This window comes from Borreliella yangtzensis (assembly GCF_014201775.1).
GTDB lineage: Bacteria > Spirochaetota > Spirochaetia > Borreliales > Borreliaceae > Borreliella > Borreliella yangtzensis.
Window position 1 is genome coordinate 367,080 of record NZ_JACHFG010000002.1, and the last position, 24,358, is coordinate 391,437.

Sequence of the window (24,358 nt, forward strand, 5' to 3'; positions counted from 1 at the left end):
ATTTATCCTTGAATGTATTTTTTATAGGTTTTTTCATTTATGTTTAAAAGAATTGTAAATCTTATTGCTTTAAATAGGAATAGCAATACAAAGAAAGGCAATGAGAATAAGAAGAGCATTTTGTAATTTTTTTTATCTGTGTTTATATTATTTTTGTTTTCTTTATATATTAAGATCGGGGTTTTATTTCTTAAAAATAGGCTTGCAAGATCTTTTTTGAGTGTTTCATCAATAAATGATTTATCTATTTCGTAAACAATTTTAGGATTAATTTCTATCTTGTCGGTTTTGATTTCAAAGTGATTTTCTATTATATTTTTAGGAATTTTCCCATATTTAGCGTTAATATTGTATTTTAGTTCGTTTTGATAAAGAATATGGGATAGGTATCCTACAATGTTGGGTATTTCTTTATTATATCCCAGCATTATATAAATATTATTAGGATTTAAATAATCAAAATAATTTATTTTTTTACCGTAAAGGTAGCTGGTGTTTTTATAAGAATTTAGCATATAGCTTGAATAAGCGAATGGCATTAACGAGAGTGTAAATAGCATTAGATGTATTGCTATTTTTGATTTTAAAGCTTTTTTTTCTTCTTTTTTTTTCTCTTTAATTTCGATTGGGAATAAGAATGTATCTTTGAAATTGCTTTCTGTTTTGATCCAGCTGAAAATTAAAAAAATGCAAAGGGCTGGTATTGCAGTAAATACAATAAAAGTTGGATCAATATTTGTAGTAAAAAAGGTCATTATTATAATGAAATACAGAGTTGTGAATATAAATAAAAATAATAAGTGTTTTATTTTTGTTATTAGTGTTAAAAAATTTATTTCTTTTAAATATATTTTATTGTAATTTTTGTTAAAATTATTGATTATTGAAAATAACAAATAAGAGAGAACTGTAAATGGATAAAAATACAATATTTCTTTACTTATTATAAAAGTAAGAGATGAAATTAGTAGAAAAATTAAAGTAAATATAGAATTTGCTGGGTCTAAAAAAATTAATAAGATTATTATGATTAAAAATATTGCGCTTGAAATAAAATTAATCTTTGTTTTGTAGTCAAGAGAATGCATGTCAACATTAATATCGAGATCTTTTTTTAATTTTTTAAAATCTATAGTTTTGAATCTGTTTTCAACATAAAGAAGTTTTTTATGTTCTATATTAAAAAGATTGGGGAGTTTTTTTAAAAATATATTTTTTCTTAGGTCAAGATTGTTGAGTTTGGTTGCCTCATGTATTGTAATTTTTTTATTTTCGGGGAAATCTAAAATGTCAATTTTTGTTGTGTATTCTGAGATTGTTTTGTATCCCAGTGAATTTATATATGCATTAGCATTTTTTAGATCAGTTTCGTTTGTAAAATATAAAGGTTTGTAATCTCCAAATTGAGCGATATTGCAGGAATTGATAAGTGGTATTGTTATAATTAAACATAAAAAATTTAAAAAACGCACTATTTATTTTTTCCTATGCTATAAATAGCATACAATATATGCAGAGATTATCCCTATTATTATGCCCGTTAAAACCTCTTTTTTTTTGTGCCCTTTTACTACTTTTATTTTTGTTGTGTCAATTTTTATTTCTTTTTTTAATTTTTCTGATAATGCGTTCAAATATTCCGCTTGAACCCCAGACATATATCTTACTCCAAAAGAATCTCTTATTGTAATAAGGGCAAAGGCAAGAGCTATTATAAAATTTGTACCTACTCCTTCAGTTAATGCAATTGAAGTTGAAAGAGCAGTAACTGTTGATGAATGACTGCTTGGCATGCCTCCTGTTTCTAGAAAAATTTTTTTTAAAAGGTGAGCTGGAGCTAGTTTTAACTTTCTTGTTTTTACGGTTTGGATGCCATATTTAATTACTTGAGCAGAAATTCCTGATACAAGACAAGATAAAAAAAGGTCATTAGTAAGCAATGCCATTATCATTTATTAAGCCTCCTTTTTATATTGCGAATTTGCCATCTTTTAATATTGTGTATTCTTTTCCACTTTTGTCTACTCCAATGACATTTAAGTCGTCGCTTCCGATCATTAAGTCTGTGTGTATTAATGAAACATTGCATCCGTAATTTAGTTTATCAGTGTCGGTTTTTAAATCTTCTTCGTTGCTTAAACAAGATGGATATGCAGCCCCTAGTGCTATGTGGCAACTTGCATTTTCATCGTATAATGTGCTGTAAAAAATAAGATTGCTTTGATAAATAGGAGAACTGCTATCAACTAGTGCCACTTCTCCTATATATTTTGCTTGTATATCGGTTTCGATGTGGGATTTTAATATTTCTTTTTGTTTCTCATCATCACAGCCAAAGTCAACAACTTTTCCATTTTCGAATTTTAACCATATTCCATATATTAGTGTTCCAAGTACCATGGCAGGGCGAGTGGCATACACAATTCCTGTTGTTTTTTTATAGTTTGGAGTTGTAAAAACTTCTTCTGTTGGCATGTTGGCATTAAATTCTATTTCTGTTCCTTTAATTTTTTCGCTTCCGCCTGTCCATAGAGAAGTTTCAAGCAGATATACTTCCAAGTTTGTTTTTTCGTTTTTAAAAATTACCTTTTCCAGATTAAGTTCATTTAATATTTTGCATCTTTTGTGAAGCTTTTCACCATGAGATTCCCATTCTTTTATTGGATTTTCATTGTCAAGTAGCAATATTTTCTTTTGTATTTTGAAAAATTCTTCTAAAGTTTTATTTTCTTCTTTTTTATTTAAAACTTTGGAAGCCCATTTTGGACCTGGTGAGCAAACAACACACCAAGCCATTTCGTTGCTCATTATTGCTTGCGATAAAGTTTTACTTGCCAGACTTAAGGCTTTTTGGTAAATTGACATTTTTTGACCAATGTTTCTCTGTAAGTCTTCAAAATTTTCTGTATCATCGACGCTTATTCTTGCCCATTTATCTTGAACCATTTCTTCTAAAAAGGCCTTTTCGGCATTTGGAAGAAATTCTAAGCTTTCTTCTTGTGAAAATTTTAATCTTGATTTCAAAATATCAATGTCTTTAATATTTAGCTTGACATACTTAGCTCCGTGTTCATAAGCTTTTTTTGCTAATATTTTCAAAAAATTGTAATTTTCGATTGATCCTTGAATTAAAACACACTGATTTTTTTGCAAATTAATTCCTTTTAAAATTATAAGTTCTGCGTATTTTATTAAATCTTTCTCCATTTATTCCTCCTAAATAGGTTCTTCTAAAACATTCTCATTAATGTAATTTGCAACAGCTTCTTCATCATTTGTTCCTATTATTTCTAAGTAAGGTAGCATTTCTTTTAATCTATAATTTGCATTTCCCATTAGCAATCCCTTTTTTACATTTTTTAGCATGTCGGCATCATTAAACCCATCTCCAAAAGCTATGGTGTCGCTCAAATCAATGTTGATAGTTTTAAGAACTTCTTTTAATGCATTTCCTTTTGAGACTTTATGATCTACAATTTCTAATGAATTTGGAGTAGAAAGATATGCATTTATTTCTCCTTTGCATTTCTCTAAAATCATCATTTCATATTCTATTAGGCTCTCTTCTTTGCCAGCTAATATTATTTTTGCAACATTTTCAAAATTTTTAAGCTCACTAAAGTCTTTAATCTCTTTAATTTTGCCGATTGGGCTGACTATTTCATGTCCTAGGATATTGGATTCTTTTTTAAGTTCTTGGCATTGATTGATTGCAATTTTAGTCTTGATGTCAATATTTAATTGGTCGTCGTGTTGATCTGCTTTATGTAAAAAATGAGGTATATGGCTAAACTTCTCTTCTCTTAAATTTAAAATCTTTTTTACCACTTCAGGAGATAAATTATGACTTTTTATTAATTTCCATTCTTGGTTGTAAACTTTTGCTCCGTTTAATGTAATGAAAAATGAAACTTGCAGTTGGTCTATTAATTTTGTAATTTGAATAATTTCATTCTTACTTCTTCCTGTTGCTATTATAAACTTCTTTTTTTCTTTTGTTAATTTTTTAATTACAAGTTCTGTAAAGGCTCCAACATAGCTTTTTGATAATAAAAGAGTGCCGTCAAGATCAGAGGCAACCGCTTTGATATTTTTCATATTTTATCCTTTAGGAGTTAATTTCAAGCTAAATTATATCAAAATTTTTTTTTTTTTTAAATTGATAATTATTTGGTATACTAGTATTAGTAGACTGTATAAAGGGGATTTTTTTGGATATTAATAAAAGATTAGCTTTGCTTAGAGATTATATGAGGAAAAATGAAGTTGATGCTTATTTAGTAGCAGGGTATGATCCTCATTTTAGTGAATATTCTCATGAAAGGTATAATACTCGTGAGTTTATAACAGGCTTTTCTGGTAGCTTTGGTATAGTAATTGTATCATTATCTAAAGCTGTTCTGTTTACAGATGGTAGGTATTTTTTACAGGCCAATCAAGAACTCAAGGGAACTGAAGTTGAATTAATAAAGCTTGGAGTAAGAGGATCCCCTGATATTTTTAAGTATATAAATTTGAATTTTCAAGGATTAAAGCTTGGGATTTACTCTGATGAGAGCAGCATAAAGTTTTATAAAGAACTGTCTGAAAAATGTAAAAATACATATATCAAGGTTTTAAATCAGGATCTAATTGATTTAATTTGGGAATCTAGACCCCAACTTGAGTTTAATCATATAGTTGAATTGATTGATGCTGAGAAGAATAATAAAAGGTCTAAAAAAATTGAATCTATTTATTTAACTTTAGAAAAGAATTTGGCAAATTTTTATGTTATTACTGCTCTTGATGAGATTGCTTGGGTATTGAATTTAAGAGGATCAGATGTTAAAAAATCAGCATTGTTTTATTCGTTTCTTTTAATATCTAGGAATAAGGATTGGAAAAACGTTCTTTTTATTGATCCAAAAAAACTTGATTTAAGTGTTAAAGAAACGCTTGAAATGGAAAATTTTGAAATAGAGCCCTACAGTAATTTTTACTGTTTTTTGGATCGAATAAAGGATAAAGGCAAATTTTTTGTTTCATTTTATACTAATGTTAGTGTCTTAAAAGTTCTTGGTGAGGCTAATATTATTTTGGGAGAAAGCATTATAGGTAGCCTTAAGGCAGTAAAAACCGATTATGAACTTCTTAAGATGAAAGAAGCGCATGTTATTGATGCTATTGGCTTGATTAAATTTTTACGTAAATTTAAAAGTTTAAGTAATGTTGAATTGGCTGAATTAGATGAAATAGACATTGCTGATATGCTTTTGCATTTTAGAAAATTAAATGAAAAATTTTTCAGCTCTAGTTTTGATTCAATAGTTGGTTTTAAAGAAAATGGAGCTCTTCCGCATTATAAGCCTAAAAAAGGCAAAAAAATAAATTCCAATGGTCTTCTTTTGATTGATTCTGGGGGTTCTTATTTTGGACTTGGCACGACAGATGTTACAAGAGTTTTTCTGATAGGGAATGCTTCTAGCGAAGAAAAACATGACTATACCTTGGTTCTTAAGGCTTTCATTAGTCTTGCGTCTTTAAAGTTTCCATATGGATCTTCCGGAGCGTTTCTTGATGGAATTTGTAGATTGCCGCTTTTAAAAAATGAATTAAATTTTATTCATGGCACAGGACATGGTGTTGGATTTTTTCTTAATGTTCATGAACTTCCAGTTTCGATTAGTCCCAATTCTAGTTATTCGTTTAAAGGATCTGAGGTGGCTTCAATTGAACCCGGACTTTATCGAACATTTAGTCATGGAATAAGGATTGAAAATTTAGTTTTTGTAAAGCAGGCTTTTATAAATGACTTTGGATCTTTTTTAGAGTTTGAAAATTTAACTCTTGTTCCTTTTGAAAAAGAATTAATAGTAAAAGAAATGCTCTCAGAAGATGAGTTAAATTATATTAACAATTATCATGAATGTATATTTTTAACCTTAAAAGAGCATTTTAATGATGAAGGGGATTTGGAATTTTTAGCAAAACTGACAAGTAGAATATGAGATTTATAATAGCATTTTTAATGATTTTAAATCAAGGATTTTTAGACTTGTTTTCTTTGCCGGGAGATATTATTTTTGAAAGTTCTTATGATATTGCAATTAAAAAAGCTCAAAAATTTGGTAAAAATGTTTTAATTTTAGTTGGCAGAGATATTAAAGAAAATCTAATAAAAGATTTTTTAAATTCTTTTAAAAATGATGAAATTATTCACACAATAACTAAAAAAAATGTTTTTTTAGTTATTGATAAGGATAATAAAATTTTTAATAAAATTAATCTACAAAAAAGTCCAACTATTTTTTTTGTAGATTCTAAAAGTGAACAAATAAAGTCAGCTTATGCGGGAACTGTTTTTAGCAGTATTCAATTTGATAAGAATTTTTTGAGCTATGTTATGGGGGCTATAAAATCAACAAGTGTTCTAGAAAAGCAAAAAAATTATGAAATTAATACTATTGATGGGAGGACCTTTTTTTATAAAACATTAAAAGGTGATTGGCGATTAAAGTTTAATGGTAAAGATAAAAAGCTTGTTCTTTTTGATACAGATCTTAAAGAATTTTTAGTTTTTAAAGATATTGATGAAAACAAGCTTTATGCTGTTCCTAAGTCCAGGATCGGTAATATTTATTTTTCATTATTGGGAAATGAGGAGTGGAAATTTTTTGGAAAAATAAAATAAATGTCTTTTTGTATTTGGGAAAGGGGATGAATTTTTATGGAAATGGTATTTTATCCTAATGATTTGCTTCGTGTTAAGACAAAGCAAATTAATAATATTGATAATAAAATTAGAGATTATGCAAAAAAGATGATAGAATTGATGGATATTAGCGGTGGAGTTGGACTTGCTGCTCCCCAGGTAGGCCTTGATTTGTCACTTTTTGTAGTTAGAGAGAATAAAATGGCAAGGCCTTTGGTTTTTATTAATCCTTTAATTACAGAGACTTCTTATGAGCTTAGTTCTTACAGAGAAGGATGTTTAAGTATTCCGGGAGTTTATTACGATTTAATGAGGCCTAAGACTATTGTGGTAAATTTTTATAATGAGAATGGCAAATCTTTTACTATAGAAAATTCTGATTTTTTGGCAAGAATTATTCAGCATGAAATGGACCATTTGAATGGAGTTCTTTTTATTGATTACTACGAAGAAAAGATAAGAAATAAATTGTTAAAGTCTTATATGAGAGAGAGGGGTCTTAAGACAAAATGAGAATATTTTTTGTAAGCTCTTCTTCCATTGCTTTAGAAGTTTTTAAAGAGATTTTAAAGCATTATGAAGTGGTCGGAGTTTTAACCTTGCCCGATAAACCTAAAGGCAGGGGGCAAAAGTTAAGTCAAAATATAATAAAGATGGAGGCTATTGTTAGGGATATTAAAGTTTTTGATCCCTTGGTTCTTGATGATAATATATTAAATTTAATTAGAGCTTTAAATCCAGATTTAATGTTAGTTTTTTCTTATGGCAAGATTTTTAAAAGAGAATTTTTGGATATCTTCCCAAAGGGGTGTATCAATATTCACCCTTCTCTTTTGCCCAAATATAGAGGGGTTTCCCCGATTCAATCTGCAATCTTAAATGGTGACTCTGTTAGCGGCATTACTATCCAGAGTATGGCTTTGGAAATGGATAGTGGTAACATTTTAGTGCAAAAAAATTTTGAAATAAAATCTTATGATACAAGTTATGATATTTCAAAGCTTGTATCAAATCTTAGCCCAAGCCTTGTGTTAGAAGCTTTAAAAAAAATTAGCAAGGGATTTTTGGGAATTCCTCAAAAATCTAGCGAAGCTACTTTTTGTTCTTTTTTTAAAAAAGAAACGGGATTTATAGATTTTAATCTAAGTGCATTTGAGATTAAAAATAGGATTAATGCATGCAATCCTTGGCCACTTGTGAGAGCTAAGCTTGATTATAGTGATGTTATTTTTCATCGTGCTGATTTTTTAAAAATAGATTTGTATAAAGAGAAAAAGGTAGGAGAAATTGTTGATTTTAATCCCGAAAGAGGATTATTTGTTAATACCGGAGAAGGAATTCTTTTGCTTTTGGAAATTCAAAGACCTGGAAGAAAGGTTTTGGATTTTAAGTCTTTTTATAATGGTAGTAGGCAGTTAATAGGGCAAGTGTTTTCTTCAATAGGGGGGATATATTAGTTTAAATAATAATGACAATTTGAAAAATAAATTTTTTAATAAAGAGGAATTATTTAAAAATAAATCAGATCTGATTCAGAGTAACAAAGATTTTAATAACGAAATGCCAATTTTGCCTAAAGCTACAATTAAGGCATTATTTTTAGTTATTTTTGGATCTTTAATTATTTCTTTTGCAATTTTCTTTATGGTTTTAGAAAATAAGGAGATTACAGTTGTTCCAAATCTTTATTCTCTTCCCATTGAAGACGCCATTATTGAGCTGCAGAGGAAAGAGTTAATTCCACACATTGAATTTAAATTTTCTTCAAGTGCTCTTGACAAGGGAAAAGTGATAGAACAGAGTCTAAAACCAGGAACTGTTTTAAGGCATGGCAATAAGGTTATAATTTTCATTAGTAAAGGGGCTATAATAAATAAAGTTGATAGTTTTATTGGTAAAAATATTGATGATGTTATCATTAATATAAAGGCTAGTTCTTTTGGTAATTCTAAATTACTTTACCATATTGTTGAACCTCTTGAGGTTGAGAGCGAATTGCCAAAAGGTATAATAATTCGTCAAAATCCATTGCCAGGCAGTCAAGTGTCAAGTTTAACAGATCTTCAATTTTTAGTTAGTAAGGGTAAAGATCGTTTGGACAAGCATGTTAAAAATTATATTGGAATTTATTATAAAGATGCTATTGCTTCTCTTTTGGGTGATGGTATTAGCTTTGATATTGATTTGGCAAATACTGATGATTTTGGAAATATTGTTTTTCAGTCTATTCCGGCTGGAACTAAAATAAATGAATCAGATAAAATTTCAATTACTATTGCAAAGCCTAAGGTTGATAATAATATTGTTTTTGGAATTTTGACTTATAAATTAAAGCAACATCCATCTTATGTTGATATATCCGTTAGGTTAAAGGGTTTGGACGGCGAGAATTCTTTGATTTATTCCTTTAAGTCAAAAGGGGGGCTTATTAAATTGCCTTATGAGGTTTATAAAGGTTCTATGATTGAACTTTATATTTATGATAAGCTTATAAATCAAACAGTTATAAATTGATTGTGTTTGAACAAGATTAACTTAAAATAATACAATAAAAAAAATTAACATAAAATAACATATTTCATATATTAATTAGTTTTGATGCAGTAATAATAGATGCAGCAATTATGGCTGTTTCTGTTCTTAAAATATTTGAGGATATGCTGTAAGAGGAAAAATTATATTGTGTTATTAAATTTTTTTCTTTTTCTGTAAACCCCCTTTCAGGTCCTACAATAATGGTTGCATTGTTTATTTGCTCTATATCAATTAATTTTTTTTTGCTATTTTTTTCAAGTAATACTTTTATTTCAAAATTTTCTTGTTTAATATATTGGAGGCTGTCTTTTAAATTTTTCATAATTTTTATTTTTGGCAAATATGTTATTCCCCCTTGCATTGCTCCCGCTATCAAATGTTTTTCATAATCATTGCTTTTAAAGATTTTAGAATTTAAATATGATTTTTCAGTAAGCTCAGTGTTAAAAAAAATTATTTCGTATATTCCAATGCTAGCAAGTTCTTTGATAATTCTTCTAGCAACAATTGGTCTTATCATTCCAATTAGTACATTTAATTTTTTGAGCGTATTAGATTCTTCTATTTTAAAGATTTTCTTGAAAAATAGTTTTGTATCTTTTTTGTAAACGCAATGGTAAATATTTTTTTCCCCAAGAATGCCAAATTTAAATTTTTCACTCTCTTTTAATTTTAAGATTTTAACAAGATGTTCTGCTCTAGTGTCATTTAGTGGAATTCCTGTTTTAAATTCATTAAAAGTTATTAACATTAGATTCATTTGTTATAATCCCTTATTATTAATATTGTATTTGTGATATAATTTTAAGTCGATAGGGGGCACATAAATATATGGCTATTTCTTTAACCAAACAAGATTTTGTTGATAAAGTTTTTGATTATAAGAATAATAAAGAGTGGAATTTTAAAGGCGGAAGGCCTGCAATAATTGATTTTTATGCTGATTGGTGTGGCCCATGTAAAATGCTTTCTCCCATTTTTGAAAAACTTTCTAAAAAATACGACAATAGTATTGATTTTTACAAAGTAGATACAGACAAAGAGCAAAATATTGCTTCTGCGCTTGGAGTGCAAAGCCTTCCAACTATTCTTTTTATTCCTGTTAATGGCAAGCCAAAGGTTTCTGTTGGCTTTTTGCAAGAAGATGCTTTTGAGAGTATAATTAAGGATTTTTTTGGTTTTTAGTTTGCAAAATAAAATAATTTAATTGCTTTAGTAATTAATGCATATTTGTAAGTTATATATGGATTATTTTAAGGTATAGTTAATTTGTCCAAATCCGATTTGAATTTATTGGTAGAAAATATTAAATTTGAACATCTTAGTGTTTTTTATGATTTTATTTTATCTGTTTTAAATACTCTTTCTGTTAGCGATTTTGAACTTTCAGTTGTTCTTTGTGATAATGTTTATATACAAAAATTGAACAATAAATTTAGAAATAAGAATGAGCCAACCGATGTTCTTTCTTTTAATTATAATGAACTTAAAGAAGATTTGGTTAATGGTATAAATTATAAAATACAAGGAGATCTTATAATATCTTTTGAATATTTAAAGTTCAGTGCTCAAGAGTTTAATGTTGAAATTTATGAAGAACTTCAACGTGTCACTATTCATGGAATTTTACATTTAATGGGATATAAACATGAAACTAATGATTTTAAAAAGGAAGGTATGTTGATTCTTCAAGAAAATATCTTAAGAAAAAATAAAAGGGTATTTTAGATGTTGGGATTTTTTAATTTTAAAAACAAAAAGAAGGAAAAAGGAAGCCCAAAAAATGATCTTGAAGATAAGTCGAATATTGAAACTTCTTTGATAAAAAATTTCAATTCTCTTAAAGAGACTATTGTAAAAGAGATTATGATTCCTAGGATAGGGGTTATATTTGTTGATTATGCTAAGAGCAAGGACGATCTTTTAAAGGTTGTAACATCCAGCACTCATTCAAGATTTCCTGTGTATCACGGTACTATTGACAATATTGTTGGAATAATTCACACAAGAGACATACTATTGCATATGTGTAAAAAAGATTTCTATGAAATAGATTTAAAAGATATTATGCGAAAGGTGATGTTTGTTCCCGAAAGCAAAAAAACAGACTCTCTTTTGAAAGAATTTCAAGAAAATCATGTTCATATTGCAATTGTAGTTGATGAGTATGGTGGGGTCTCAGGGCTTGTAACCCTTGAAGATATTCTTGAAGAGATAGTAGGTGACATTCAGGATGAATTTGACAATGAGCTTGATGAAATAGTTTGTCTTGATGATGGGTCTTATCTTTGTGATGCTAGAATTTTAATAGAGGACTTAAATGAGAAGCTTAATTTAAATTTGCCAAATGGAGACTTTGATACTCTTGGTGGTTTTGTTTATGATCTTTTTGGGAGGATTCCTTTGAAAAATGAAAAGGTTGAATATGGCAATTTGATTTTTTCGATTAAAAATATGCATCAAAGAAATATTAAGGTGATAAAGATTTCCGAGAAGGAAGGTTTATGAATTTTAATCGATTTTTAGCGTTATTCCTTTTTAATTTTAGTGTTTTATTGGGCAGTGATACTACAGCATTGGGGCATTATCAAAAGGCTCGTGAGTATTATCTATCTAAAAGATATTATGATGCTATTGATGAACTTGTTGAAGCTATAAAAATTAATCCAAATTATTATGAAGCCTATAAATTTATTGCATCAATTTATTATTCTCTTAAGATATATACTCAAGCGCAATTTTTCATAGAGAAAGCTTATAAAATGTCTAATGAAGACACTGAGTATAAAATTCTTTATGCAAATATATTATTAAAAAATAATAAAATTGATCAAGCAAAAAAAATCTATTCTGAGGTATTAGTTAAACAGAGGAATAATATTGATGCTTTGGTTGGACTTGCTTCAATTTTTGAAAAAAATGGATTATTCATAGCTGCTGCCAATTATTATTTATCTATTCTTGATTATAACCAAAATAATTATAGTGCGTTTGAACATCTTATTGATATTTATCAAAGATTAGGAATGCATGACAAAATTAGACATTTGATAAATAAAGTCAGGGTAAATTTTTTATCTTTTCCAGATTTTCATAAAAGAGTAGCTGAATTTTATATTAGTATTAATAATTTGGGTCTTGCTGAGAAATATTCTTTAAATTATTTGGCGTTAATTGAAAGTTCTTACAAAGATTTTGGGGTTGTTGATGCCTATAGATTGCTTGCACTTGTTTATTTGCATGAATTTAAATATGAGGATGCAATAGAAACATTACAGAAGGCTATTTTGGTCAATAAAGATTCTGATGAGCTTTATTATTTGTTGGGGTATTCTTACTTAAAATTTGGGAATGTTGAAAAGGCTATTTTAAATTTAGAGCGAGCTAAAAATTTAAAAAAAGATTTAGAATTTTATAATATTGCTCTTGAAGAGAGTTTTTTTGTATCTAATTTTAGAAATTTTTCAAAAAATAATTCCAATGTTAAAATTTCCAAACACTATGAAAATGAGGGCTTTAAGGCTTTCAAATCTTTAAATTTAAACAAAGCATTGTTTAATGCAAAAAATGCTGTTGATATTTGGCCTGATAATGATAGTGCTAGATTTTTGCTTTCAAAAATATACAAACTTTTAAATTTAGATATTATGGCTTATGAGCAGCTTTTTTATTTAGTAAAACAAAGAAATTCTGCTGATTCTAGAATTTTGGATTTTTATGATGTTGTATCTTTTGATGTTAGAAAGTCTTTATTTTATAAATACGGATATAAAAGTATTGCTGATTTTAATAAACTTTACGATGACAGGGTGGTTTATAAAATAGCTATTTTTACTCAAAGCGAGAATAAGTTTTTCGGAGCAAACGATTTGATATTAAGATGTGCTGAAAGGGTGCTTGAGCGTAATTTAAATATAGAAATAGTTAATTATAATTTTGATTATAATAAAAATAAAGACTATCTAATTAATAATTTTTCTGAAGGATTTTCTTATTCAAGAAATAATAATTTAGATTTATTTTTAATTTTTGATTTTAAGGCAGATGTTTTGAAAAACACAGTTTCTTTGGTAGTTAATATTTTTTCAGGAAAAACGGGAATTAAGGTTGGTTCTTTTTCCTATAATGTGGGAGGTGTTAATTATTTAAGCAATGCTTTAAATTCTCTTTCTAAGGATTTTCATGAGTATTTGCCTAAAAAAGGAAAAATACTTCAAATTAAAAATGATGATGTTCTTATTAATCTTGGACAAGTAAACGGTGTTGTAAAGGGTGATGTTTTTTTGATTCTTAAAGAGGGTGCTTTAAACAGCGATGCTAAAGGTTCTAGTTTTATTGTTTACAAAAGATCAGATATTTTGGGAGAGATTTTAATTGAGGATATAAGCGATTATATTGCTAGAGGTACTATAAAATCTTCTACTTTTTTAAAGGATTGTATTCAAGAAGGAGCTACTGTGCTTGTAAAAAGATAGTTTGACACTTGTTATTAGTTTATGATTTAATAATTCTAGTAAGAATAAAATCAAAAAAAATCGGAGGATTTTGTATGAAATTGGCTATTAATGGTTTTGGTCGTATTGGCAGGAATGTTTTTAAGATTGCTTTTGAAAGAGGAATTGATGTTATGGCAATAAATGATTTAACAGATCCTAAAACCCTTGCACATCTTTTAAAATATGATTCGACCTTTGGAGTATATAATAAAAAAATTGAATCAAGAGATGGCGCTATTGTTGTGGATGGAAGAGAAATCAAAATTATTGCTGAGAGAGATCCAAAAAATCTTCCTTGGGGAAAGCTTGGAATTGATGTTGTAATTGAATCAACAGGTGTTTTTTCATCAGCAACTAGTGATAAAGGAGGGTATCTTGATCATGTAAGTCATGCTGGGGCTAAGAAAGTTATTTTAACAGTTCCTGCTAAGGACGAGATTAAAACAATAGTTCTTGGTGTAAATGATCACGATATTAATTCTGATTTAAAAGCTGTGTCAAATGCTTCATGCACAACTAATTGCTTAGCTCCTCTTGCAAAAGTGCTTCATGAATCATTTGGAATTGAACAAGGACTTATGACAACTGTTCATGCTTATACTAATGATCAAAGAATTTTGGATCTTCCTCATTCTGATCTTAGACGAGCAAGGGCTGCTGCACTTTCTATTATTCCAACTTCAACTGGTGCTGCAAAAGCAGTTGGGCTTGTTTTGCCTGAACTTAAGGGAAAGTTAAATGGGACTTCAATGAGAGTGCCTGTACCAACAGGTTCAATTGTTGATCTTACAGTTCAACTCAAGAAAAAAGATGTTACAAAAGAAGAGATTAATTCTGTTCTTAAAAAGGCATCAGAAACATCTGAGCTTAAAGGTATTTTGGGGTATACGGAAGATCCAATTGTATCCTCAGACATAAAGGGGAATTCTCATTCTTCTATTGTTGATGGTTTAGAAACAATGGTTCTTGGGAATGGATTTGCTAAGGTGTTGTCATGGTATGATAATGAGTTTGGATATTCTACAAGAGTAGTTGATCTTGCTCAAAAATTGGTAAAATAAGTAAAAATGTTTTCAAGGTAATAAAATGTCAATAAAAACAGTAAAAGACTTTAATAGCTTTGCGGGTAAGCGAGCTTTAGTAAGATGTGATTTTAATGTTCCCCTGAAAGAGGGGAACATTAGTGATGATACTAGAATTAAGTCTGCATTATCCACAATAGAGTATCTAAAAGAAAGAGGTGCTAAAATTGTACTTATAAGTCATTTGGGTAGACCTGAAGGCAAGAAAAATCTTAAATATTCCCTTAAGCCTGTTGCTAATAGATTGTCAGAGCTTTTGGACCAAGATGTCAAGATGTTTTCTGATTGCATTGGAAAAGAAATTGTAAATAATACTTTGCAAATGAAAGATGGCGAGGTTGTATTGCTTGAAAATGTAAGGTTTTATGCAGAAGAAGAGGAAAACGATAAAAATTTTGCAAAAAAACTTTCTGAAAATGGAGATGTTTTTGTAAATGATGCTTTTGGTGCGGCTCATAGGGCTCATGCTTCAACGGTAGGAGTTTCTGATTATTTGCCATCTGTTGGCGGATTTTTAATGGAAAAAGAAGATAAATTTCTTGGGGGAGTATTAAAAAATCCTGAAAGGCCGTTTGTTTCAATTATTGGTGGGTCTAAGGTTTCTTCAAAGATTGCGGTACTGGAATCACTGTTGTCAAAATCAGATGTAGTTGTGATTGGTGGTGGAATGGCTTATACTTTTTTGCATTCTAAAGGATATTCTATAGGCAAATCTCTTTTAGAGAGAGAATATATTGCTGTAGCTTCTTCTTTTTTAAAGAAAGCAAAAGAATTGGATGTTAAGGTAATTTTACCACTTGATCACATTGTAGCTAGTGATTTTGATAAAAATTCTACTCCTGAGTATATTGATTCCTTTAATATTCCTGAAAACAAGATTGGTATGGATGTTGGAGGCCATACTTTAAAAGAAATTGAAAATGTTGTAAAAATCGCCAAGACTATAATTTGGAATGGTCCTCTTGGTGTATTTGAATTTGATTTATTTTCAAAAGGAACTGCTAAGGTTGCTGAAATGGTAGCATCCTGCTCGGGTGTAACTGTTGTTGGCGGTGGGGATTCTGTTGCAGCTGTTAATAAATTTAATTTATCTGATAAGATTACTCATGTTTCAACAGGTGGGGGTGCATCACTTGAATATCTTGAAGGTAAGATTTTGCCAGGTATTAAGGTTTTGGAGAAGTAAAGTGAGAAAAATGTTTTTAGCGGGAAATTGGAAAATGCATTATACAAGTACAGAAGCTTCTATTGTTGCAAAAAAAATTGCAACCGAAGTTAAATCTTTAAAGGATGATTGTGTAATAATGATAACACCCCCATTTACGGCTTTGTCTAAGGTTTCAGAGTGTATTAAGGATAGTAATATTCTTCTTGGTGCTCAAAACATGTCTTATATGGAAAGTGGAGCAAGGACAAGCGAAATTTCACCTTTAATGCTTTTAGAATTTGGGGTAGAATATGTTATACTTGGTCACTCTGAATGCAGATTGTATTTGGCAGAAACAGATGAAATAATAAATAAAAAGGTTCTTATGGGGCTTAAGCATTCTTTTAAATATTTAATTCTTTGTGTTGGAGAAACTCTTGATGAGAGAGATTCTGGAAAAACCTTAGATGTTGTATTAAATCAGGTTAAAAAGGGATTGAATAATGTTCCTGAATCGGATGTTAAAAGAATAATTCTAGCTTATGAACCTGTTTGGGCAATCGGAACGGGTAAAACTGCAACCAAAGAAGAAGCAGAAGAGGTTCATAAAGCAATTAGGCATGAGATTATGAAGCTTTATTCAAAGTCAGCTTCAGATAATATTATAATTCAGTATGGAGGCTCTGTTAATTTAAGTAATGTGAAAGAGCTTATGAATGAACCCAATATTGATGGCGCGCTAATAGGTGGGGCATCTTTGAAGGCCGAATCTTTTTTATCTATAATTAATAATGTTTGTTAGTTAAAGGAGATTTGTTTTGGATTTAGTTAGATTTTGTATTTTTATGTTTTTTTTAATTGTTTCAATTTTTATTATCCTTTTAGTTTTAATTCAAGATGAGCAGGGTGATGGAATAGGCGGTGTTTTTGGAGGAGGTAGTTCTTCTATTTTTGGGGCAAAGTCTTCAAGTGTTGCTGTAAAAATCACCGGGTTTTTTATAGCATTATTTTTTATTTTTGTAATTTTGTTATCTTTTATGAATACTAGGAGAGCGGATAATAGCTTTCTAAATGACATAAAGGCGGAAAATAAGGATAGTTCAACTTTCTGGAATAATGAAAATGATGAATCAGATACTAATAGTAATAAAATTGAAGAAAAAAATTTGAAAAAAAAGTAGTTTAAATTGCTTGTTGTTGTTCTACCTATTCAAGTATTTGCGTAAAGAATTTTTCTTTTAGGTAGAATAATTTTAAATTATAACTATTATTAAATTTATCAATTTTATTGGAAGTTTATTTTACTTTTATTGTGTTTGTCTAAATACTGTAAAGCAGTACTAAAATGGTTTGATCCTAAAAATCCATTGTTTGCTGAATATGGAGATGGGTGACTTGTTTCAAGAATTAGATGATTTGACGGATCAATTAGCTTTTTTTTACTTTTTGCGAAATTGCCCCAAAGCATGAATACAATGTTTTTCAAATTTTTAGAGATTATTTTTATTACTTCGTCTGTGAAAATTTCCCATCCAATGGCTTTGTGGGAAGAAGGTTTGCCCTCTTCAACTGTTAAGATTGTATTTATTAAAAATACACCTTGAGTTGCCCATCTTTTTAAATCTCCGTTTGGGATAGTTTTTATGTTTAAACTTTTTTCGATTTCTTTGAATATATTTTGCAAAGACGGTGGTATTTTGATTTTTGAGTCTACAGAAAAAGCAAGTCCATTTGCTTGGTTTTTACCATGATATGGATCTTGTCCAATTATTACCACTTTTATGTCTTTAAATGGTAAGGAATCGAAAGCATTGAATATAAGTTTTGGGGGAGGAAATATTTTCCCTTTTTTTGTTTTATATTCATGTTTTATAAACTCCACAAGTTTTTTAAAGTATTCTTTGCTAAATTCATTTTTTAAAACTTCTTTCCAAGATTCTTCAATTTTTACTTCCATTTTTGTATTATATAAAAAATAGTTTGTAATTTAAAATTTATTGAAGGAATATTTAATTATTTTTAAAGTTTAATTTTTATTATGAATGATGATGTATTAAAAAGAATAAGTGTTTTATCTGAGTTTATTAGGGATGAAAAAAAAGTTAAAATTGAGGAAGTATTAAATCGTCGCACTAATTATTTAACATTTGTGCTTGAAGATATTTTTCATTCTCAAAATGCAAGTGCTACTATTAGAACAGGTGAAATTTTAGGGCTTAGCGATATTCATGTTATTGATAAAAAAAATAATTACACTTTAAATCCAGAGATTACTTTAGGATCTTCGCAATGGATAAATTTAAATAAGTATAAAGATACTAAGCTTGCAATTGATAGTTTAAGATCTGATGGATATAGTATAGTGGCCACATCTTTGAATGAACAATCAATGAATCTTGAAAATTTCCCGATTAACAATAAAATGGCGATATTTTTTGGGACAGAGTTGACAGGGCTTAGTGCAGAAGTCTTAGAGGCTGCCGATTTATATGTAAAAATACCTATGTATGGATTTACTCAAAGCTATAATATTTCTGTAGCTGTTGGGATAGTTATGTATTCTTTATTGAGCCGCTTAAGAAAAAGTGGTATTGATTACTTGTTAAATGAAATTGAGAAATCGAATTTGAGATTAAAATACTATAGACAAGTTATTAAAAATTATCAATTTATTGAAAATCTTATTAATTCTTAGATTTCTTTTACTCTTTTCCAAGAATTTAAAAATAGATAAAAAATGGTATCAATTATAATTATTGTTAATGTAAAAATTAGAGAACCTTTTGTAAGTTCAATATGTTTTGTTTCGGGGTAGTATTTAAATATTGTATTTGTAAATATTGAAACCATTAAATTAGCAATGTATCCAGAAATTAGCCTTGATAAAGGATGAATGATCCATAAAGATTTTATTTTTATTTGTTTAAAATAATTATATATCAAGATGTTTATATACTGGGATAAAAAAAACACATACGTTCCAATTAATATTGTTAAAATGTATGTAAAGTTGTTGAACAATATTTTAAAATGAATGTCTGAGGTGTCTAATATATTATGATTAAACACTATCATAAAATTAATCATAATTGTAAAAGTTATGTTTAACAAAAGACTCAGTATTACGGAATTTGTTGCTTCTTTTTTGTTGTATTTTTCTACCATTAAGTTTAAAGAAAATAATGCCGATAAAAAAGTAATACCCGATAAATTTAAAGACATTTCAAATACTTTTAAATTTCTTAGTATTATAACATTTGATATTGTTGAAATGATTGCATTGAAACAAAAAAGACCGGATTTCCCGAAAAATCGGTAAAGAATCCCCAATGTTGTATATGTAAAGATAAGCATTCCTGTCCACAAGCTTAAATCAAACAAATCTTTATTCATAGCATTTAATTGTACCAGATTAATTATCTAAGATAAAGTTAAAGTTTTTTATTTATGCAAATTAACTTTTTATTTTTGAAGTTTTATATATTTCGCAAAATATATAAAAGGTGTTCCTAAAATGCTAGCTAGACCTTTAATTAGATATGTGGAAATTATTATATCTAGGAAAGCTTGCTTTGGAAATACTTTAAAATAGGTTGCTATGCTTACAAAAATTATTGTATCTAGTAAGCTACTTATTAATGTTGATCCATTGGTTCTGAAAAATAAAAACCTAGGAAATTTTTTTTTAATAAATTGATATAGGTATACATCGTTTAATTGGGATGCTAAGTACGCAACAAGAGAGGCTAATAGTAAGGCTGGTATTGAAGAGAAAATGTTTTCTAAACTTTTAAAATTTTCTTGAGTTCTATTTGACATAAAGTGAATTTGGGTATTTGTTAATACTGTAAAGACAATGAAGCTAATAAACCCAATATAAACGGCTTTTTTTGAAATTTTTTTCCCGTAAAATTCTGATAGAATATCTGTTGCAATATATGATGATGCATAAATTATATTACCTAATGTAGCATTAATTCCGAATATTGTAATTTGTTTTAAAACTTGAATGTTTGATATAATGATTGCTACTGCAACCCATGCAAATAATCCATCTTTTTTAAAAAAAAGGAAGATAATAATCAAAAATGAATAGGTGGTAATTAGCATGGCAAACCATAAAATTTCATTAAACATAAAATTCTCTTTTATTAATATTGATAATATTGGATTTACTATTATAAAATTTTAGTTAAGTTTTTGCAAATAAGGTATTATTGTTGTTTGCTCGAAACTATGGTAAGATAAATCTAATTAGGGGATGTTTTGGATTTGACTGAAAATGCTAATATTATAAGTTGCAAGCAGAGGGAATCTCTTAAAACTTCTAAAATAAATGCAAAAAATAATAACTTTACAAGCTCAAACCTTGTAATGGCTGCTTAAGTTAGCAGAGGGTTCTGTTGAATTTGGCTTTGAGATTCACTTATACCCTTTTAGACATCGAAGCTTGCTTAAAAATGTTTTCAAGTTGGTTTTTAGGGACTTTTATACTTGTAAGCAATTTGGCGGTTTGCTAGTATTTCCAAACCATATTGCTTAATAAAATGCTAGATAAGCTTGTAGAAGCTTATAGTATTGTTTTTAGGACGCGGGTTCAATTCCCGCCATCTCCATTTATTTCATTCGTTTTTTGTTTAAAAACATAATTTTTAAAAAGCATTGTTAAGTTTAAAAATTGTGTAATTATTTAAAGCGTCCTATCGGAATCGAACCGACATCATTAGCTTGGAAGGCTAAGGTAATAGCCATTATACGAAGGACGCAAGGCAATACTTTACTTATATAAAAAAAATCAATTTATGTCAACAATATTTATTGTAATGTTATTTTTGGCTAGTAATTTTGGCTAGTAATTTTTTTTTTAAATAAGTACAATTAATTTAACTTAAATGTATTCAAGTACAAAAACTTGTGTGGAGGAAATTGATGGGAGAGAGAGGGGAAGTATACTCTGAGAAGCTGTTTACAGAGTCTGAGAGAACTTATTTTTTTAATGTTAAGGAAAATAGAAAAGGGGATTATTTTTTAAATATTGTAGAGAGCAAAAGAAGTCCAAGTGGGGATTTTGAAAGACATTCTATCTTTGTATATGAAGAAAATATAGGTGAATTTGAATCCAATTTGCTTAAAGCAATATCGGTTATTAAACAAAAGTTGTCTACAGGATCTATGGGTTCTTCTGCAAGGCATAGTAAAGGGTATGAGGAATATGCAGAGAGATCTAAATTAGATAATTCTAGATTTCAAAATAAATCCCATTTATCAGGTGGACGATTTAAAAAGAAGGATTATTAATTTTTCTAATTCTTTATTTTGTTAAATTAGTTTAAAATTTTTTCTATGAAGACTTAAAACCCCATATTTCTTTATTGCATTTTTATGTTCTTTTGTGGGGTATCCTTTATTTTTTTTTAGTAAATATAATGGATAAATTTTGTCGTATTCATCCATAAGTTTATCTCTTTTGACTTTAGCAATAATTGAAGCAGCTTTTATTTCGTCTATTATTGAATCCCCTTTGATTATTGCTTTAACAGTTTTTGCTGTTATTTTTGGGACAAATTTACCATCTACAAACACTAATTCGCAATTTAATTTTAGGTTTTCGTATGCAGTTTGCATGGCAAGAAGAGATGCGTTGTGAATGTTTATTTTTTCTATTGTTATATTTGAAATCTCAGCGAATGCATAATATGAATTTTCAAGTATTAATGAAGATAGGTATTCTCTTTTTTCTTTTTTTAGCTTTTTAGAATCATCTAATTCTTTTACAAAACTAGGTTTTTTTTTGAAAACTACAGCTGCACTTAGGATAGGTCCAAAAATACAACCTCTTCCAACTTCATCTATTCCGCAAATCATAATTTATCTTTTTTATAAAAATATTTTTATTTATTATAATATGAAATTGTAGATTTATCATTAATTGATTTTTAATTGGGAGTTAGTTTGGTTTTTAAAAAAATAGCACTCTTGGGGTTTAAATCTTTTGTAAATAGACAAGAGTTTGAAATAGGTGAAAATTTAAGTTTTATTGTAGGTCCTAATGGGTGTGGGAAGAGCAATCTTATTGATGCTGTCCGTTTTTGTATGGGAGAAGATAATTTAAAATTTTTAAGGGTTAAAAATATTTCTGATTTAATTTCTGTTTCAAAATTAGGAAAATCAAATTTTGCAGAAATAACTCTTTTTTTTAGTAATGTTAATGGTGAAAAATCAACTTTAGAGGAATTTGGAGAAAATTTTTATATTCGCAGGCGTCTTTATAAGGATGGTTCAAGCGAGTATTATTTTAATAATAAAATTTTAGGTCTACAAGATTATAATAAACTTTTGAATAGGCTTCAGTTTAAAAAATCGCCTTATATGTTTATAACTCAAGGCAGGGTTGAAGATATTTCTTTGGAAAGAAATGTAAATCTCAAATTCTTAATTGAACAAGCAAGTGGAATAGATATTTTAAAAATTGAAGAAGAAGAGGCTCTGAAAAATTTTAAACAATCTAATCAAAATTTATCATCTTTGTTGTCTCTACAAGAAAATTTAAGACAAAAGTACGATAACATAAAGAATGTTTACTTTTTGAGAAAGAAACATCAAGATTTAAGTGAAAAATTAAAAGATTTGGAAAAAACAATAACATTAAAAAAGCTTTTCAATATTAATTTTGATCTCAATGTCTTAAAAAGCAAATTAAATTTGGATGGTTTGAGTAAATTTCTATCTTCTAGTTTTAAGGAAAAGTTAGAATTTTATTCATTTAGAGAAAAAAATATTGTTGATAATATTCAATCCTTAGAAAAGGATCTTGATCTTATTAAGTCTAAAATTCTTGGATTAGAGGTTAAGATTCAAAAATTAGAGCAGGAAAAGACAGCAAAGGTAAGTTTGAAAGACAAGTTTGTCAGGAGTAAGTCTAAGTCTGAAGAGAAGAAAAATTCTATAAATAATGATTTATTTCAATTAAATAGTTTGCTTAAAGAAAAGAAAAATGAATTTTTTTCTTTAAGTGACGAAATTAATAGATATACTAAAAGTTTTTTTGAACTTGTTGATTTAATTTTATCTGTATTAAAGAGTGCTAGATCAGAAGAGCTTGTTTTATTAAAAGAGAATATATTAAACTCTCTTAAGCTTTTTGAAGAGTCGTTAAGTATTAAATATATTAAAGAGATTAGGGTAAATTTAATTAAATATATAAGCAAAGATGAGAATCTTTTGGCTTTATTGAAGGATAAAATTGGACCTATTTTTGATCAAAATGTTAATTTAAAAAAGTTTTTGCTTGAAAAAAATGCTTTAAAAACAAATTTTGCCAAAGATATAACAAATATCGAGAAATTAATCGAAGAAAAGACCTTTCAATTGAATGATGTATTAGGAGAGCTTGAGTATATAGAGCTTTCTAAGTTTAAAAATTTGGACGAAATTAAACTTATAGATGGTAATTTAGAATTTTTATTTGAATCGAAGAATAGTCTTAATGAAGAGCTTAAAGATTTGTATTTAAAGCTTGAAAATTTAAATTTAGAAAGGAGTGAAATTCAACTTAAATTAAGCAATCTTATTGGCGCTTCAAAGTCCAGCAATGAACCTTTTAAGGAGAAAGATTTGAGCTCTTTAGTTTTTTTAAATGATTTTAAAAAAACTAATTATTATGAATATATAAAAAAACAAACAGAGTATGAATTTCTTTTGAACTCTAATGTAGGCATTAAGAGTGAAATAGAGAGTTTTAATATTTCTAATTCAATGTCTGGTAAATTTGAATTGGAAGAGGATCTTGCAACCAGAGAGCTTTTATACAAAGAAATCGGTGCAATCAATCTGGGTGATTATGTATTTTTCAATATTGATAAAGAATTTGATGAAACTAAGGATCGTTTTGAAAAAGTAAGTTTACAAGTTGAAGATTTAAAGCTTTCAAAATATTCGTTACAAAAACTTCAAAAAAAAATAAAAAATGAGATTTATAAAAAATTTAGAGAATCATTTGATGAGATTAATAAAAATTTTTCTTACTTTTTTAAAAAAATTTTCAAAGGAACCGCTATTCTTTTTTATAATGAAAATACCGATAATGTTGAGATTAGAATAAATTTTTCAAACAAATTTGTCAAAAATAATAATATGCTTTCTGGGGGTGAAAATACTTTGGTTAGCATGGCTTTTTTATTTGCACTGTATTATTATTCTCCTGCTTGTTTTTGCATGCTTGATGAAATAGATGCAGCTCTTGATTTTGAAAATAGCAAAAAACTTTCTTTACTTTTAAAAGAATTGGGGAAAAAAATTCAACTTTTAGTAATAACCCACAATGTATATGTTTCTGAGGGTAGTGAAAATTTGATAGGCATTACGCTTGATAATGGTGAAAGTAAGGTGTTTAATATATAATTAA

The 24,358-nt window shown here is 28.1% G+C and carries 25 protein-coding genes, 1 tRNA gene and 1 other RNA gene; 17 read left to right on the forward strand and 10 right to left on the reverse strand.

Going from position 1 to position 24,358, the window contains the following annotated elements:
* Window positions 1-2: 2 nt before the first annotated feature.
* Genes HNP68_RS03920 through HNP68_RS03935 form a run of 4 tightly spaced genes read right to left on the reverse strand, consistent with a single transcriptional unit; the run spans window position 3 to window position 4,098 of the window.
* Window positions 3-1,475 (reverse strand): hypothetical protein, encoded by a 1,473-nt coding sequence (locus tag HNP68_RS03920; protein WP_183220830.1) that lies wholly within the window; start codon window positions 1,473-1,475, stop codon window positions 3-5.
* Window positions 1,476-1,490: 15 nt separating this feature from the next.
* Window positions 1,491-1,952, reverse strand: a complete 462-nt coding sequence (locus HNP68_RS03925; protein WP_183220665.1) for a divergent PAP2 family protein — start codon at window positions 1,950-1,952, stop codon at window positions 1,491-1,493.
* Window positions 1,953-1,968: 16 nt separating this feature from the next.
* Window positions 1,969-3,207 carry an aminopeptidase gene (locus HNP68_RS03930; protein ID WP_183220667.1) on the reverse strand — a complete coding sequence of 413 codons (1,239 nt, stop codon included), beginning with the start codon at window positions 3,205-3,207 and terminating at the stop codon, window positions 1,969-1,971.
* A gap of 9 nt (window positions 3,208-3,216) precedes the next feature.
* On the reverse strand, window positions 3,217-4,098 hold the full coding sequence (locus HNP68_RS03935; RefSeq protein ID WP_183220669.1) for an HAD family hydrolase: 882 nt from the start codon (window positions 4,096-4,098) through the stop codon (window positions 3,217-3,219).
* A 113-nt stretch (window positions 4,099-4,211) separates the two neighbouring features.
* Between HNP68_RS03935 and HNP68_RS03940 the strand changes: the two genes are divergently transcribed.
* The 5 genes from HNP68_RS03940 (at window position 4,212) to HNP68_RS03960 (ending at window position 9,208) form a co-directional block, all read left to right on the forward strand.
* Complete coding sequence (locus tag HNP68_RS03940; RefSeq protein WP_183220671.1) at window positions 4,212-5,990, forward strand: aminopeptidase P family protein; 1,779 nt, start codon at window positions 4,212-4,214, stop codon at window positions 5,988-5,990.
* Window positions 5,987-6,673: a hypothetical protein gene (locus HNP68_RS03945; RefSeq protein ID WP_183220673.1), complete on the forward strand. Its 687-nt coding sequence runs from the start codon at window positions 5,987-5,989 to the stop codon at window positions 6,671-6,673. Before HNP68_RS03940 ends, HNP68_RS03945 begins: the two co-directional genes overlap by 4 nt.
* Before the next feature lie 36 nt (window positions 6,674-6,709).
* Window positions 6,710-7,207, forward strand: a complete 498-nt coding sequence (gene def / locus HNP68_RS03950; RefSeq protein ID WP_183220675.1) for a peptide deformylase — start codon at window positions 6,710-6,712, stop codon at window positions 7,205-7,207.
* Window positions 7,204-8,151: a methionyl-tRNA formyltransferase gene (gene fmt / locus HNP68_RS03955; protein WP_183220677.1), complete on the forward strand. Its 948-nt coding sequence runs from the start codon at window positions 7,204-7,206 to the stop codon at window positions 8,149-8,151. The genes def and fmt overlap by 4 nt, the downstream gene beginning before the upstream one ends.
* Before the next feature lie 103 nt (window positions 8,152-8,254).
* Window positions 8,255-9,208 carry a PASTA domain-containing protein gene (locus tag HNP68_RS03960; protein WP_183220832.1) on the forward strand — a complete coding sequence of 318 codons (954 nt, stop codon included), beginning with the start codon at window positions 8,255-8,257 and terminating at the stop codon, window positions 9,206-9,208.
* A 64-nt stretch (window positions 9,209-9,272) separates the two neighbouring features.
* On the opposite strand, the gene HNP68_RS03965 is transcribed toward HNP68_RS03960, so the two are convergent.
* On the reverse strand, window positions 9,273-9,989 hold the full coding sequence (locus HNP68_RS03965; protein WP_183220679.1) for a 16S rRNA (uracil(1498)-N(3))-methyltransferase: 717 nt from the start codon (window positions 9,987-9,989) through the stop codon (window positions 9,273-9,275).
* Window positions 9,990-10,060: 71 nt separating this feature from the next.
* Between HNP68_RS03965 and trxA the strand changes: the two genes are divergently transcribed.
* The 8 genes from trxA to secG all read left to right on the forward strand — a co-directional run bounded on the left by trxA (window position 10,061) and on the right by secG (window position 17,135).
* Complete coding sequence (trxA, locus tag HNP68_RS03970; RefSeq protein ID WP_183220680.1) at window positions 10,061-10,414, forward strand: thioredoxin; 354 nt, start codon at window positions 10,061-10,063, stop codon at window positions 10,412-10,414.
* Between the two features lie 84 nt (window positions 10,415-10,498).
* The gene (gene ybeY / locus HNP68_RS03975) at window positions 10,499-10,957 is read left to right on the forward strand and encodes an rRNA maturation RNase YbeY (RefSeq protein WP_183220682.1); all 459 of its coding nucleotides are present in this window, start codon (window positions 10,499-10,501) and stop codon (window positions 10,955-10,957) included.
* Window positions 10,958-11,737, forward strand: coding sequence for a hemolysin family protein (locus tag HNP68_RS03980; protein WP_183220684.1), 780 nt, complete (start codon window positions 10,958-10,960; stop codon window positions 11,735-11,737).
* The gene (locus HNP68_RS03985; RefSeq protein ID WP_183220686.1) at window positions 11,734-13,704 is read left to right on the forward strand and encodes a tetratricopeptide repeat protein; all 1,971 of its coding nucleotides are present in this window, start codon (window positions 11,734-11,736) and stop codon (window positions 13,702-13,704) included. Before HNP68_RS03980 ends, HNP68_RS03985 begins: the two co-directional genes overlap by 4 nt.
* 74 nt (window positions 13,705-13,778) lie before the next feature.
* Complete coding sequence (gap, locus tag HNP68_RS03990) at window positions 13,779-14,786, forward strand: type I glyceraldehyde-3-phosphate dehydrogenase (protein ID WP_183220696.1); 1,008 nt, start codon at window positions 13,779-13,781, stop codon at window positions 14,784-14,786.
* Window positions 14,787-14,811: 25 nt separating this feature from the next.
* Window positions 14,812-15,993, forward strand: a complete 1,182-nt coding sequence (locus HNP68_RS03995; RefSeq protein ID WP_183220698.1) for a phosphoglycerate kinase — start codon at window positions 14,812-14,814, stop codon at window positions 15,991-15,993.
* A gap of 1 nt (window position 15,994) precedes the next feature.
* Window positions 15,995-16,756, forward strand: coding sequence for a triose-phosphate isomerase (gene tpiA, locus HNP68_RS04000; RefSeq protein ID WP_183220701.1), 762 nt, complete (start codon window positions 15,995-15,997; stop codon window positions 16,754-16,756).
* Between the two features lie 16 nt (window positions 16,757-16,772).
* The gene (gene secG / locus HNP68_RS04005) at window positions 16,773-17,135 is read left to right on the forward strand and encodes a preprotein translocase subunit SecG (protein ID WP_183220703.1); all 363 of its coding nucleotides are present in this window, start codon (window positions 16,773-16,775) and stop codon (window positions 17,133-17,135) included.
* A 104-nt stretch (window positions 17,136-17,239) separates the two neighbouring features.
* Here the strand turns inward: secG and ung are convergent, their stop codons facing one another.
* A complete protein-coding gene (gene ung / locus HNP68_RS04010; RefSeq protein ID WP_183220705.1) occupies window positions 17,240-17,911 on the reverse strand; it encodes a uracil-DNA glycosylase in 672 nt (223 codons plus the stop codon).
* Between the two features lie 81 nt (window positions 17,912-17,992).
* On the opposite strand from ung, the gene HNP68_RS04015 reads away from it, so the two are divergent.
* The gene (locus HNP68_RS04015) at window positions 17,993-18,649 is read left to right on the forward strand and encodes a TrmH family RNA methyltransferase (RefSeq protein ID WP_183220707.1); all 657 of its coding nucleotides are present in this window, start codon (window positions 17,993-17,995) and stop codon (window positions 18,647-18,649) included.
* Here the strand turns inward: HNP68_RS04015 and HNP68_RS04020 are convergent.
* Together HNP68_RS04020 and HNP68_RS04025 are read right to left on the reverse strand one after the other, a co-directional pair.
* Entirely contained in the window at window positions 18,646-19,347 is a 702-nt protein-coding gene (locus HNP68_RS04020) for a queuosine precursor transporter (protein ID WP_183220709.1), read from the reverse strand. The genes HNP68_RS04015 and HNP68_RS04020 overlap by 4 nt on opposite strands.
* Window positions 19,348-19,416: 69 nt before the next feature.
* Window positions 19,417-20,091 carry a queuosine precursor transporter gene (locus HNP68_RS04025; RefSeq protein WP_183220711.1) on the reverse strand — a complete coding sequence of 225 codons (675 nt, stop codon included), beginning with the start codon at window positions 20,089-20,091 and terminating at the stop codon, window positions 19,417-19,419.
* 120 nt (window positions 20,092-20,211) lie between these two features.
* Between HNP68_RS04025 and ssrA the strand changes: the two genes are divergently transcribed.
* Window positions 20,212-20,573: a transfer-messenger RNA gene (gene ssrA / locus HNP68_RS04030) on the forward strand.
* A 75-nt stretch (window positions 20,574-20,648) separates the two neighbouring features.
* Here the strand turns inward: ssrA and HNP68_RS04035 are convergent.
* Window positions 20,649-20,720: transfer RNA gene (locus HNP68_RS04035), tRNA-Gly, on the reverse strand.
* A gap of 163 nt (window positions 20,721-20,883) precedes the next feature.
* Between HNP68_RS04035 and HNP68_RS04040 the strand changes: the two genes are divergently transcribed.
* Window positions 20,884-21,252, forward strand: a complete 369-nt coding sequence (locus tag HNP68_RS04040) for a DUF3276 family protein (protein ID WP_183220713.1) — start codon at window positions 20,884-20,886, stop codon at window positions 21,250-21,252.
* A 21-nt stretch (window positions 21,253-21,273) separates the two neighbouring features.
* On the opposite strand, the gene HNP68_RS04045 is transcribed toward HNP68_RS04040, so the two are convergent.
* The gene (locus HNP68_RS04045) at window positions 21,274-21,819 is read right to left on the reverse strand and encodes a ribonuclease HII (protein WP_183220715.1); all 546 of its coding nucleotides are present in this window, start codon (window positions 21,817-21,819) and stop codon (window positions 21,274-21,276) included.
* A gap of 87 nt (window positions 21,820-21,906) precedes the next feature.
* Here HNP68_RS04045 and HNP68_RS04050 point away from each other — a divergent pair, with 87 nt between their 5' ends.
* Window positions 21,907-24,354 (forward strand): AAA family ATPase, encoded by a 2,448-nt coding sequence (locus tag HNP68_RS04050; protein ID WP_183220718.1) that lies wholly within the window; start codon window positions 21,907-21,909, stop codon window positions 24,352-24,354.
* The last annotated feature ends 4 nt before the right edge of the window (window positions 24,355-24,358 follow it).